At 56.6% G+C, this 13,667-nt stretch carries 9 protein-coding genes; 7 read left to right on the top strand and 2 right to left on the bottom strand.

Annotated elements, in window-relative coordinates; genetic code table 11:
• The first annotated feature begins 37 nt into the window (after nucleotides 1-37).
• From KIH86_RS05505 to KIH86_RS05520, 4 genes are all read left to right on the top strand, one after another.
• Nucleotides 38-766, top strand: a complete 729-nt coding sequence (locus KIH86_RS05505; RefSeq protein WP_223081347.1) for a DUF6081 family protein — start codon at nucleotides 38-40, stop codon at nucleotides 764-766.
• A 13-nt stretch (nucleotides 767-779) separates the two neighbouring features.
• Nucleotides 780-1,733, top strand: coding sequence for a 1,4-dihydroxy-2-naphthoate polyprenyltransferase (menA, locus tag KIH86_RS05510; protein ID WP_223081346.1), 954 nt, complete (start codon nucleotides 780-782; stop codon nucleotides 1,731-1,733).
• Between the two features lie 72 nt (nucleotides 1,734-1,805).
• Complete coding sequence (locus KIH86_RS05515) at nucleotides 1,806-2,807, top strand: Gfo/Idh/MocA family protein (protein WP_223081345.1); 1,002 nt, start codon at nucleotides 1,806-1,808, stop codon at nucleotides 2,805-2,807.
• Between the two features lie 241 nt (nucleotides 2,808-3,048).
• On the top strand, nucleotides 3,049-5,094 hold the full coding sequence (locus KIH86_RS05520; RefSeq protein ID WP_223081344.1) for a putative bifunctional diguanylate cyclase/phosphodiesterase: 2,046 nt from the start codon (nucleotides 3,049-3,051) through the stop codon (nucleotides 5,092-5,094).
• A gap of 386 nt (nucleotides 5,095-5,480) precedes the next feature.
• Here KIH86_RS05520 and KIH86_RS05525 read toward each other — a convergent pair whose 3' ends face one another.
• Nucleotides 5,481-7,178: a methyl-accepting chemotaxis protein gene (locus tag KIH86_RS05525; protein ID WP_223081343.1), complete on the bottom strand. Its 1,698-nt coding sequence runs from the start codon at nucleotides 7,176-7,178 to the stop codon at nucleotides 5,481-5,483.
• A gap of 271 nt (nucleotides 7,179-7,449) precedes the next feature.
• Here KIH86_RS05525 and KIH86_RS05530 point away from each other — a divergent pair, with 271 nt between their 5' ends.
• The gene (locus KIH86_RS05530) at nucleotides 7,450-7,881 is read left to right on the top strand and encodes a MarR family winged helix-turn-helix transcriptional regulator (RefSeq protein ID WP_223081342.1); all 432 of its coding nucleotides are present in this window, start codon (nucleotides 7,450-7,452) and stop codon (nucleotides 7,879-7,881) included.
• 257 nt (nucleotides 7,882-8,138) lie between these two features.
• Here KIH86_RS05530 and KIH86_RS05535 read toward each other — a convergent pair whose 3' ends face one another.
• Nucleotides 8,139-9,950, bottom strand: a complete 1,812-nt coding sequence (locus KIH86_RS05535; RefSeq protein ID WP_262416331.1) for an LTA synthase family protein — start codon at nucleotides 9,948-9,950, stop codon at nucleotides 8,139-8,141.
• A 298-nt stretch (nucleotides 9,951-10,248) separates the two neighbouring features.
• Between KIH86_RS05535 and KIH86_RS05540 the strand changes: the two genes are divergently transcribed.
• Nucleotides 10,249-12,537 carry a helicase C-terminal domain-containing protein gene (locus KIH86_RS05540; RefSeq protein ID WP_223081341.1) on the top strand — a complete coding sequence of 763 codons (2,289 nt, stop codon included), beginning with the start codon at nucleotides 10,249-10,251 and terminating at the stop codon, nucleotides 12,535-12,537.
• A 49-nt stretch (nucleotides 12,538-12,586) separates the two neighbouring features.
• On the top strand, nucleotides 12,587-13,558 hold the full coding sequence (locus tag KIH86_RS05545; RefSeq protein ID WP_316503073.1) for a Gfo/Idh/MocA family protein: 972 nt from the start codon (nucleotides 12,587-12,589) through the stop codon (nucleotides 13,556-13,558).
• The last annotated feature ends 109 nt before the right edge of the window (nucleotides 13,559-13,667 follow it).

Raw genomic sequence — 13,667 nt, forward strand, 5'->3', positions numbered from 1 at the left:
TAATTGACACTAACTTAACGGAAAGAAGAGATGACGGATGGAGAAGCAGGTTATCGGCGATTTTCACACGATTCTAAATGAAGGCGAGGTCTGGAAGACCGGAGGCTTTGCCCTGCCGGATGGCTCATTCTGGGCATACCGGGAGCCGAACGCTGTTGTCATCGTACGCGGCGGCATCCTGTACGTGCGGGCCCAGCTCAGCCGCCAGCATCATCAGGTGCAGATTCTGGACAACGCCAAGCACATGTATTATTCCGCCAAGGAATTCGAGGTTCCCGAGATGGGTGAAATATCATTTGAGCTGCAAATACGCGCCCGGACTTCAGGGACGGCGCCGGGAGACCTGTATGACGGCTATGTATCGCTGAATCTGCTCGATTTCACGACAGGTGCCGCTCTGGACTTTTTCGCCGGCAACGATACGTACGCCACAGTCTACGGTATTCTGCCTTTCCCCGGGGTTACGGTGCCGGAGACGGACCGGACGAAGTATTTCTGCATTTTCAGGGAAGACACGGATTTCAAGCCGCGGGAGTTCAACACGTACAAGATCACCTATCACCGGGGCAAGGACGAGGCGGTATTCTTCCTCAACGGACGCGAGGTGCGCAGAGAGACCGGCATTCCGGTCAAGCTGAACAAGTTCACCGTGGCGCTGGGCATCATGACAGAGAAAGATTTGTCTCCGGAAGGCAGCGTGTCGGTGCATGGACAGACCGTGATCGGGGAATGGTCGCCGGTAACGATCACGACTTCAGAGGAATAGGCCGGGTGAAGCGGTGAATATCAGAAGTTTTCTCAGACTGGTGGAAATCCAGACAAAGGCTGCCAGCATAATTCCGTTTGCTCTTGGCACGCTGTACGCACTATACCGGTTCCACAGCTTCGATGCCGGGAAATTCCTGCTCATGCTGGTGTCTCTGCTCAGCTTCGATATGGCGACAACGGCCATCAACAACTATTACGATTTCAAAAAAGCGCAGCGGACGCACGGCTACGGCTATGAGACGCATAATCCCATCGTCCGCCACAAGCTGAAGGAAGGCGTGGTAGTCGGTGTCATTTGCGTCCTCCTGCTCCTTGCGGTGGGCTGTGGGCTGCTGCTGGTGACCCGGACCGGACTGCTTGTTCTCGCGCTGGGTGGCCTCTCCTTTATGATCGGCATTCTGTACTCCTTCGGTCCGGTGCCGATTTCCCGGATGCCGCTTGGCGAGCTCTTCTCGGGACTCTTCATGGGCTTTGTCATCATCTTCATTTCGGCCTATATTCATGCGGGTGATGCGCTCGCCGTGCTGGCCGTGGACCTGCGGGATGGCTGGGTGCATTTCGATCTGAACCTGATCGAGGTCCTCTTCCTGTTCGGATTCTCGATTCCGGCTGTGCTCTGCATTGCCAACATCATGCTGGCCAACAACATCTGTGATGTGGAGGAAGATATCGAGAACCGGCGCTACACGCTCCCGGTCTATATTGGGAAGCCAAATGCGCTGCTGCTGTTTGGGGCGCTCTATTATGCCTCTTACGCGGATCTTGTCGTCCTGCTCATACTCGGTGTTCCTCCGCTGCTTCTGCTGCTGGTGCTGCCGACGCTGATTCCCCTGCGCCGCAATCTGGCGAAGTTCGCCGAAAGGCAGGAGAAGGGCGTTACCTTTATTTTGGCTGTGCGAAATTTTATGCTGCTAAATGGTTCCCGGATCGTTGTTCTGCTGGGGGCGCTGCTGCTTCGGTTATAGCCTGCCGCCATTGGACTGGCTTATAATGAAACGGATACATGCAGTCATTGAGATCAGGAAGGGGTGGAGGGTATGACAACAAGGCGCAAACTGAGATTCGGCATTATGGGCTGTGCCCAGATCGCAACGGGGAGCGTGATTCCCGCAATCGCGGAATCAGAGTCCGCTGTTGTGCAGGCGGTAGCCAGCCGGGGGCTGGACAAGAGCGGGCGCGTAGCGCGCGAGTTCGGCATCAAGAGCGCTTACGGAAGCTATGAGGAACTGCTCCAGGACCCGGAGGTGGACGCGGTATATATTCCGCTGCCCAATCATCTGCACCGGCAGTGGGCAATCCGCGCGGCGGAAGCGGGCAAGCATGTGCTGTGCGAGAAGCCGATAGCGCTGAATGCCGCGGAGGCGGAGGAGATCGTTCAGGCCTGCCGGAAGGCCTGCGTCCATCTGGCGGAAGCGTTCATGTACCGTCATCATCCGCGATATGAGGAGATCCGAAACGTTCTGCGGTCGGGAGAAATTGGAGAGCTGCGGGCGATCCGGGGATCTTTTACGTATAATGACGCCTCCGACACTTCCAATATCCGGTTCCGTTCCGAGTGGGGCGGAGGATCGCTGTTTGACATCGGATGTTACCCGCTTACGGCCGCGCGCATGCTGTTTGATGCCGAGCCGGAAGCCGTTACCGTGCATTCCCTGTTCTCTCCGGATCACGGCAACGTGGACATGATGTCCTCGGGGCTGGTCGAATTTCCGGGAGGCCTGAGCCTGCTGTTCGAATGCGGAATGTGGGCCTATAACCGTCAGCTGCTTGAGATCATCGGGACAAAAGGGCTTCTGGAGATTCCGATGCCGTTCAACGCCCGGACGGAAGATGCCGGATTTGTTGTCCACGGGGAGAACGGCCGCCGCGAGGCCGCCGCGCCTGGCGCCAATCCGTATACCCGGCAGGCCGACCACTTCGCCGCCGCCGTATTCGGCGACGCACCGCCGCTCTATGAGCCGGAGGATGCGATTGTGAACATGAAGCTGCTGGATGCCTGCCTCGCTTCGGCGACCGGCAGAAGAAGGGTCGAACTGTGAACCTGTTTCTAAATTTCGACATTGCTTTACCCTGTCCGAAAATAGGGCACAAGTTCCAGTATTTACTTAGACAGCCTATCGAATACAAGGTAGAATAAGCTAACAAAGATGTTAACCATGAAAATTTCATTTGCTTTATTGCCATATACTTCTATATTGCAGCTTTCCGGCCAAATCGGATAGCGGGCATGTCAACGCAGCGACAATCCAGCCTATAACTAACCGGTAAAGAGGTCGTCCTATGGACCATTTGGGAATCCACTACAATATTTGGATCGTACTGCTGTCGTTCGCGCTAGCGGTCACGGCATCCTATTCCGCGTTGAATCTGATCTGTCAGGTGCCCTCCTCATCCCGGCGAACGCGCAGCCTCTGGCTGCTGTCGAGCGCCTGTGTGCTCGGAAGCGGCATCTGGTCTGCGCATTACGTCGGCATGATGGCCGGGCGGATGCCGTTCGATGTCCGCTATACCCCGGGCAGAGCCATCATATCCATGCTGATCGGCATTGTTATCTGCTACCTGGGTCTGGCATTCTGCCTGTCTGAGCGCAGATTATTCTGGCGCTGCACCGGAGGCGGGCTGCTGCTTGGTGCAGGGATTGCGGTGATGCATTATGTAGCCATCTCCTCCATGGTGATGGAGGCGAGAATTAACTATGGGCTGTCCGGACAAAGCCTGGCCGTGCTGATCGGAATGGCGGTCTCCTGGATGAGTCTCATGCTGTTCGGAAGAGTCAGAGGGAGGACCGGCTTCAGCGGCTGGAAGCTGCTCGCCGCACTGCTGCTCGGCCTCGCAATCGGCGGGATGCATTATACGAGCATGGCGACGAGCCAATTTGCCTATGACAGCTGGCTCGGCACCAATCCTTCGCTTATTCAGACGGATGTTATTCTGCTGCTGGGCGTATCCCTTGTCACGCTCTTTATGTTCGGTATCTCGGGTGGCGCCGTCTTTCTGGACCGGAATGTGCTGGAACGAATGGCTTACAACGATCCCCTTACCGGGCTGCCGAACCGGCACGGGCTGGAGCGCTACTTCAGAGAATCATTTCTCGCGGGGCAATCGGGGGCGGTATTCTTCGTCGATCTGGACCGGTTCAAATCGATCAACGATACGCTTGGGCATGATATCGGCGACATGCTTCTGCAGGAAGTAGCAGAGCGGCTGAGGCAGAGCGTAAGTCCGAGAGGGAATGTATTCCGGCTTGGGGGCGATGAATTTCTGATCGCCGAGCCTAGCTTCAGCTCCGAGGAAGCGGCTGAGGAAGCCCGGCGTATCCTGCAGGAGATCAAGAAATCCTACAAGATACAGGGCAACGAGCTCTATGTGACGGCAAGTGTCGGCATCAGCATTGCGCCGGCTCACGGCACGGACCGTTCCTCGCTGATGAAGGCGGCCGATACGGCGCTCTATACCTCGAAGGACTCCGGCAAGAATAAGTTCAGCATCTTCGACCAGGAGATGAACCGCCATCAGCTGCGGCGGATGTCGCTGGAGAAGGATCTGCGCAAAGCGCTGGCGAGATCGGAGTTCATGGTCGTCTATCAGCCTAAATGGGATTCGCTGATGAATGTGACCGTTGGTCTGGAGGCGCTGCTGCGCTGGAGGCATCCCGAGCACGGAGTCATCTCGCCCGGCGAGTTCATTCCGATAGCGGAGGAGACGGGACTGATCGTGCCGATCACTTACTGGATGTTGCATGAAGTGTGCAGCCAGAATATGCTCTGGCATAAGGAGGAGGTCGCCTCCGTCGCCGTTTCGATCAATATGTCCGCACGGATGTTCGAGACGGAAGATTTGTATGAAGTCGTGGAGGAAGCCTTGTCGCGTTCGGGATTGCCGCCGCATTTCCTGGAGCTGGAGATCACCGAATCCATCGCCATGAACAATATGGAGGAGACGGTAGCCCAGTTGTCCAAGCTTCGCGGCCTCGGTGTAAGAGTATCGCTGGACGATTTCGGGACCGGATTCTCCTCGCTAGGGAATCTCGATGAAATTCCGGTCAACACGCTCAAGATCGATCAAATCTTTATCCGCAAGAGTAAAATGCATTCCAAGAAGGCGATTATCAGCAACATTATCGCGATCGCAGGCAACTTGAATATGGAGGTTGTCGCGGAAGGCGTGGAGACACCTGAGCAGATCGAGCTGCTGCAATCGCTTGGCTGTCGGGTTATGCAGGGTTACTATTACGGGCGTCCGATGCCCGTCCATGAACTGGGACAGTGGTTCACGGAGAATACAGCCGCCATCTATAACGTAAGGCCGCACTTCACCCATACATAGAAGAGGAAGGCCCGAAGCGATCGCTTCGGGCTTTTTGTGTTGTCCGGGCGGCTCAGCGCCTCTCAATCGCAGAACGAATCCGCTGAATGCCTTCGGCGCTCTCGTCTTTTTTCAGATGACCGTAGCTCAGAAGCAGCCGTTGACCCGGCGATTAGGGAAGCGATGACTCTCTCCTTATCGAGAAGCTGGGGGAGATCGTCTGGCAGCGGGGGGTGAAGCTCGGCCGTCAGATGTAGTCCGGCCGCACTTTGGAGACCGGTCTTCCAGTTGTTCCAGGGAACGGAACGCGTAACGACAGCAGGCGGCCCCGGACATCCGGGGCCGCCTGGCTATGTAGAGCGTATGATTGATCGGGGCGCTGAAGGAAGAAGCCTCAGAGTCCCAGGTCAGACAACCTTGAATTGTTCCACCAGACCATTGAGCTTGTCCGCCAGCGAGGAGAGGAAGGCGGAAGAAGCTTCAATTTCCTGCATGGCTGCGAGCTGCTCCTGAGAAGTAGCGGACATGCTCTCGGCGCTTTGGGCAGTCTGGTTCGACACGCTGACGGTGTTCTGGATCGCCTCGACCAAGCCGTCCGCAATCTCTGTGAGCTGACGAACCGTCTCGGAGATCTCCCGGCTCTGGGACGCCATGCCCGTTACGGCGGATTCAAGCTCCGCGAAGGAGCTGCCTGCCGCGGCCACCATCTCCGTTCCATGCTCCATCTCCGCAGTCGAACGGGACATGGTCTCCTCGGCGAGATCCATCTGGGCGATGATCAGGCCGAGCAGCTCGCCGATCTGCCGTGCTGAATCGCCGGAGCGCTCTGCCAGCTTGCGGACCGAGCCCGCCACAACAGCGAAGCCGCGGCCTTCTTCTCCGGCGCGGGCCGCTTCAATAGCGGCGTTCAGAGCGAGCAGATTCGTCTCTGCCGCGATGCTGGCGATGGTGCCGACGATGCTCTCGATTTCCTTGGAGTGGCCGGACAGCGTGCCGATGATGCCGGACAGTCCGGTCAGTTGCTCGTTCATGATGGTCATCTGGGTGGTAGTGGAGTCCATCGATTTCCGGCCAAGCCGGGCTTTTTCCGCTCCGCTGACGGCGTCGCCCATCGCCTGATCGGCATTCGCCGCAATCTCTGCGATAAACCTGGACATCTCCTGAACCGCCTGATAGCTGCTCTCCAGATGGCGAAGCTGCACCTGAGCGCCTTCGGCGAGCTCAATAGTTATATTGACGGAATGTTCTCCGGCACGGTTGGTTTCCTGGGCGCTTGCGGACAACTGCTGGGATGAGGAAGCGACATGAGCCGAAGTATCGCTGACCTCGGTGATGAGCCGGGTGAGATTCTCCTTCATTTCATGGAAATCCCGTGACAGCGTGCCGATTTCGTCTTTACTGTTCAGTATCAGCGACTCCTGCATCAGATCGCCGTGAGCCACGTGGTTGACGGACCGGGACAGCTTGGACAGCGGGCTGACCATGCGGCGAATCAGAATATAGGCTGCCAGGATGGCGATAATGAGAATAACGGCGCCGATAATAAAGGGCTGCACCAGAATTTGAAGCGTTCTTTCCTGAACAAGCGAACCGTCAAAGTTGATGGCCATGAGGGCGATAATCGGTTTGGTAGGGTCGTGGTCTTGGTAGATGGGGCCGTATCCGGTTTTGAGCGATACGCCCTCGTAGGTGTAGACCTTGGAGTAGGTGGAATGCTTCATGGAAGTGATCATCTCTTTGTCTTTATCGCTGAAATAGAAAGAGTCGCCGGCTTTATAGCCGCGTGCCTGCATATTTTTGTCTGCTGCAAGGATCTTACCGTCAAGCGACAGGATGAAGGCTTCCTTGAAGATCGGTTTGTGCCCGGTGATCCAGCCGATACGGTCCTGAATGGCGTTCAGATTGCCGGTATCGCCGGAGGCGAGGGCTGCTATCTGCGAGGGGTCGACGAGGCCGGTCGTAATGTTGGCGCAGCCTACAAGCTCAATCCCTGCCGCTTCATCCAATTGATTATAGGCGGCCCTATAACCAAAGAACCCGATGGATGAGCCCACAAGAAGCAAGACAAGCAGCATCATCCATGTTAATTTAGTAGCCAATTTCATACATTTCCCCCATTTTTTAATACCAGATTATAGGACAAAAGTCTAATCCGATTATATCTGAAAGAGGCGTCTTTGGCTGTGTCAAATTATGTTGTCCTCTAAGTATACTAACGGTTTTCGGCAGATGGATTTGAATAGGATGCTTCAGTTTTCAGAAAACTTTCATCTTTCAAGTATTTAATTTTTAATTTTTTTCATAAGCACGCATTGAAGGGGGGCGGCTGCTAGTGGTACGCTAGAGGCAGGACTAAGAAACGGGAGCTGAATCGTAATGCCGGAACAGATCAACCCGCTGGTGGAGCAGATCGGATTATCAATGTGGCGGGTACAGAAGAGAATTATTTCGGGAATCGCCATGACTGCGGAGCTTGGCCTCACGTTTCCGCAGTTCTCGCTGCTGAACATGATCGCCCGGGAGGGAAGGGCAAGAGTGATCACGCTTGCAGAGCGTATGGAGGTTAAATCGAGCGCCGTGACGGTTATGCTTGACCGTATGGAATCGGTCGGACTGGTCCGCAGGGAGCCGGATGAGAACGACCGGAGAGCTGTGGTGGTGACGCTGACCGAGAAAGGCGAAAATGTGCGAAACGAGGGCCATAGGCGTTCACTCGTTCTGCTGGAAGAGCATTTATCCATTCTCACTCCCGAGGAGCTGGGCGAGTTTGCGCGGTACTATGACCTGCTGGACAGACAGGAGCGCTGACGGACGGAAGCAGGATGCTTCCGGAGCCATTAATGCAAGCGCTTTATATTGAACGGCAAAGGCGCTAGCCGCCGCAGAACCTGCGGATGCAGATATGGTTATGCCGCAGAACTTGCGGTTACGCTTATGCCCGCCGGACGGGTCGAAGCGGTGTGGTATCGGTCATCTATTCCGTCAAAAAAAGCCTTCAGGTCCACTTGCTGTGGTCCTGAAGGCTTCTTGGAGTTCAGTCTGTGTAAGCGTCGATTCCCCGCGTCTTATTCGGATTTCTTCTCCGGCAGCTGGGAGACATAGCTGTCGGACAACTGAAGCAGGCGAAGCGCCCGATTGTATTCGTCCTCCGTGGCCGCAGGCTGCTTGCCGCCGGACGCAATCGAATACTGCGTGTTGTCCTCGAAGCTGTTGCCCGGTATCAGCAGGCCTGAGCTTGAGATGAACGACCCGGACGGCAGATAATAACGTTCCGGCAGCAGGTTGTAGGTCTGGTTCAGAATGTCCTGGCCGAAATGCAGATGATTGTCTGTGGAGACGCCGAGCAGATTGGCCGCTGTCGGGAGAATGTCGATTTCGCCTCCGACCTGATCCAGCGTCTGCGGCTGGGCGCCGGTTACGCCGTGAATGATCAGCGGAATATTGGTCATATTCGCATATCCGTAATCATGGCCGTAGATTTCGGTCATCAGTTCTTTGTCGTCGCTGTCGAGGGAATAGATCGGCAGACCCATATGGTCGCCATAGATCATAATGACACTGTTATCCCACAGGCCGGCGTCTTTCAGCTCCTGCACGAATTGGCCGAACGCGTAATCGGCGTAATTCTGGTCCCGGACATAGTCGCCGACAAAGGTTCCTTCATAGCGTTCCGGCAGCTTCATCTTGTAGTATTTCTCCGGAATGGTGAACGGGTGATGCGATGACATGGAAATGACCTGCGCATAGAACGGCTTGCCGCTCTCGCTCATTTCCTTCAGCTTGGCGGTCGTCTTCTTGTAGAGTACCTCATCGGAAGCTCCGAAGAAGAACGCGTCTTCGTCGCCGAAGTATTTGTGATCATAGTAATTCTGCCAGCCCAGCGAGCTGTACAATTCACCCCGGTTCCAGAATTCCACATCGTTCACGTGGAAGGTGGCGGTCTGGTAGCCGTTCTCCTCCATCAGGCGCGGCAGACTCGGCAGCACTTTGTCGACGTACATCTGCGTAGCCGCTCCGCGCGGCGGAATGTAGAAGGAGGTGTTGACGACGAATTCGGCGTCAGACGTATTGCCCTGGCCGACCATCTGATAGAAGTTCCGGAAATACAGACTGTCTTTCATAACGGCGTTCAAATTCGGCGTAATTTCCTTGCCGTCGACTTTGAGTCCGATCAGGAAGTTCTGCAGCGACTCCATCTGGAGGATAATCAGGTTCTTGCCCTTGGCTGCTCCCTGGTATTGCGGACTTGCCGGCTCCGTAGTGCCCTTGGCCTTGTCGATCGCTTCCTGCGTAATATCGCTGGCCTTGACGAGGTCGAGTTTCTCCGGTGCGAAAATGGTATAGGCTTCATAATTAAGAATGCCCATCTCTTCCGCCTTCTTGATTTCGTTCATGCTGGCCTTGTTCGGCAGCACATTGAACAGGCAGAGCGCGAGCGAAGCCGCGAACAGAAGCGAGAATCCACGCTTGCCGCCGCCGTGACGTCCGGTGTTGATCTGCTCCTTCTTGAAGTTGCGTCCGTTCCGGGTGAGCAGGAAATAGTAGCCCAGCACGACAACATCGACGAAAATCAACAGATAATAAGGGTCCATCAGCGAGAACACGCTGTTCCGGACGGCGGTTACCTGGTTCACCTGCTCAGCCGCATGGTATGTCACAATAACGCCATAGTATTTGAAGTACATGATAGCTGTGAAGAAAATCGCGGTGACCAGCAGATTGATCGTCATGTAATACCCGAGCTTGCGCTTGGACGCAAAGCGTTCGATAATGCAGAATAGAGCCCAGGCGAACGGAATTTCCGTCAGCAGCGATTTCCAGGGCAGCGCATTGTCGAAAATGACCCACCAGGCGAGGCATCCTTTGAGGATAAGCATAATGGTAAAAAATATAAATGGTTTGGTAAGCCACCGTTTGATGTTGATCGATGTCACGGTTTCGCCCTCTTTCTTGATATCAGACAAATAAAACGCCATCATAACAAAACTCATTATGCCGTTCTGTAAAGGGAATGTCAAAACCAGCGGCGCGAAGCCGAAGCAAGCAGGAAGGCCTGCGAAAAGGACGTATTCGCTTTCACGGCTGGAAATGGACCTAAATGCCCCGAAATGGGGAAAAACGAACTCTGGAACAGCTGCCTATATTATACATATACCCCGAGAGGAGGTGGATTTCATGTCTTCCGCCTTATCGATTTCCGTCAGAGCGCTGGTGGAGCATGTCTATAAGAGCGGCAGCCTGGAGTCGGGCTTTCGCAGCGCAGCCGCTCTTGCCGAAGGCACACGCATCCATCAGAGCATACAGCGGCAGTACGGAGAGGATGACCGGAAGGAGGTCTATCTCAGCGCGGACATCCCCTGCGGCGGACTCGTACTCTCCGTATTCGGGCGATGCGACGGCCTGCTCCTGTCTCAAGACGGCGGGCTTACCGTCGAGGAGATCAAATCGACCGGAGGGCCGGAGCTGCCGGAGGAAGGGAGAGAGGTGCACTGGGCCCAGGCGATGATGTATGCCTACATGATTCTCCTGGAGCAGTCGCTCTCCGGGATGAGGGTCCGTCTCACCTACGTGCATACCGGTACGGGGGAACAGCGGAGCCTCGAACGGCAGGTGACCTTTGCGGAAGCAGAGGCTTTCGCTTATGGGACAGCGGCTGCTTACGCGCCCTATGCATCGCTGCTGATTTCCCATGCGGAGCGCAGAGACGAGAGCATCCGAAGACTGGAGTTCCCGTTCCCGTCCTACCGGGCGGGTCAGCGGCATCTGGCAGGAGCCGTCTACAAATCGGTTGCGGAGGGCGTCAGTCTCTTCGCGCAGGCGCCCACCGGGATCGGCAAGACGATCTCCACGCTGTTTCCATCCGTCAAGGCTGTCGGAGAGGGCCTGCTGCAGAGCCTGTTCTATTTGACGGCCAAGACGGTCACCCGCCTGGCCGCACAGGAGGCCTTCGCTCTGATGAAGGAGCGCGGCCTGCATATGCACACGGTCACCCTGACGGCGAAGGAGAAAGCCTGCTTCCGGGAAGAGGGTCTTTGCGGCCCGGAGCACTGCCCATTTGCCGAAGGGTATTACGACCGGATTAACGGCGCGCTGATGGACATGCTGGAAGCGGAGACCCTGATGGACCGGAGCGTGCTGGAGGTCTACGCCCGCAAGCACATGGTCTGTCCGTTCGAGCTGTCGCTGGACGCCGCTTACGTCAGCGACGCCGTCATCTGCGACTATAATTATGTATTCGATCCCCGGATCTCGATGAAGCGCCTTGCGGAGGACCGCAAGAAGAACACCGTTCTGCTTGTCGACGAAGCGCATAATCTGGTGGACCGGGGAAGAGAGATGTTCTCCGCGAGCCTCTGCAAGGCCCCCTTTCTGGACTTGAAGCGGCGGTTCAAGGGCCGCAACCGCGCCTTGAGCGCGGCGGCGGGCGAGGTGAACACCTGGTTTATCGCGTTGCGCAAATCCTGCGGCGACGAAGGCTCCGGCGTCTGGGAGAACTGTCCGGAGGATCTTCCGGAGCTGCTGGAGAGGTTCACGCATGAGGCCGAGCTTGAACTGATCCGTCCCTCTCCGGGAGAAGCGGAGGAAGACGGACTGCTGGATGTCTTCTACGAGGTACAGGGCATGCTGCGGACCTTCAAGCTGTATGACGAGCGGTATGTGACCTACGCGGAGGTCCGGAGGGGCGATGTCTTCCTCAAGCTGTTCAACCTGGACCCGTCCCATCTGCTGACCCAGTCCTCCAAGGGCTTCTGCAGCCGGATTCTGTTCTCGGCCACGCTGTCGCCAATGCATTATTACCGGGATATGCTCGGCGCGGGCGAGGACGATTACAGCCTTGCGGTTCCCTCGCCCTTCGACAGAAGCCAGTGGGATGTTGCCGTTCTTCCGGTCTCCACCCGGTATCAGGACCGGGAGGGCTCCGTTGCCCCGCTCTGCCGGGCGCTGGAGAGTATGGCGTCAAGGAAGGGCAACTATCTGGTGTTCTTCCCGTCCTATCTGTATATGCAGACGGTCTACGACGCCTTCATTCCCCCGGAGGCCGGTGTCCGCACGCTGATTCAGGGAAGCGGAATGACCGAGGAGGAGCGGGAGGCGTTTCTGGACGCTTTTTCACCGAATCAGGAAGAGACGCTCCTCGGGTTCGCCGTGATGGGCGGCATTTTCTCCGAGGGCGTCGATCTGCCAGGGGACCGGCTGAACGGAGTCATGGTCGTCGGCGTCGGCCTGCCTCAGCTCGGTCTGGAGCGGAATCTGCTCCGGGACTATTTTGCCTCGCGGAGCAAGAACGGCTTTGACTACGCCTATGTCTATCCCGGCATGTGCAAGGTGCTTCAGGCGGGAGGACGGCTGATCCGCAGCGGGTCCGATACGGGGACGATCATCCTGGCCGACGACCGGTTTCTTCGCCACCCGTACGACTGGCTACTACCGGAAGAATGGAGAGACTACCGGGTGCTGGACTAAGACGGTATAATCTAAGCAAGGAAATGAACTTCGGAAATGGAGGGTAACGATGATGACACTGAACATCGGAATGGTAGGAACAGGCTGGTTCGCGAAGGTTCACGCCGATTTGCTTGCCGGTATGGAGGATGTGAAGCTGGCAGCCATTTGCGGCACGAGTAAGGACAAGGCCGACGAAATGGCGCGCTCCTATTCGGCGCAGGGCTATGGAGAAATTACGGAGATGCTGGACGCCAATAAGCTGGATGCCGTCTATGTCTGCGTGACGCCGGGGGCGCACGGGACGATCGAACGGGCGTTGATCCGCCGGGGCATTCCCTTCTTCACCGAGAAGCCGCTTGGGGTGTCTACCGAAATACCGGCGAGCCTGCTTCAGGACATCCAGGACAGCGGGCTGCTCACTTCCGTGGGCTATCACTACCGCTACCAGGAAAATGTGCAGCGGCTCAAGAAGCTGCTCGCGGGCGACAAGATCGGCATGGTGGTTGGACAGTGGATGGGCAGCATGCCGGGGGCGCCGTGGTGGCGCGATCAGGAGAAATCCGGCGGGCAGTTCACCGAGCAGACGACGCACATCGTGGACCTGCTCCGCTATCTGGCCGGGGAGGTCACAGAGGTGTACGGCATGTTCGGCAACCGGGTCATGCACGAGAAGCATGCGGGCGTCAGCGTGGCGGATGTCGGGACCGTATCGCTGAAGCTTGCGAACGGCATCGTGGCCAACATCTCCAACACCTGCGTGCTGCCGGGCGAAGTCGGCAAAGTCGGCCTCAGTTTCTACAATGACCGTGGCCTGCTGGACTGGAACCCTCAGCGGCTGCTGGAGACCCGGGAGGATGAGAGTCAGGAGTATCCCAATGCCGGGAATCCTTATGTGACGGAGAGCGAGGCATTCCTGCATGCCGTCCGCACAGGGGACCGCAGCGGCATACTGAGCGATTATGCAGACGCTTACCGGACGCTGAAGATCACCTGTGCCGCCTTCGAGTCGGCCAAGAAGGGAAAACCGTTGAAGCTGTAGCCATGAAAGCGCCATCTATTGTTTTGCCCGGGGGCGTGTCTCCCGGGCTTTTGCTGCGCCGTCCCCATAAAAAAAGACACGCCGCTTCATCGGCTGATAACCGATAAGG

Origin of the sequence: Paenibacillus sinensis, from assembly GCF_019904155.1 — a bacterium.
Taxonomy (GTDB): domain Bacteria; phylum Bacillota; class Bacilli; order Paenibacillales; family Paenibacillaceae; genus Paenibacillus_AQ; species Paenibacillus_AQ sinensis.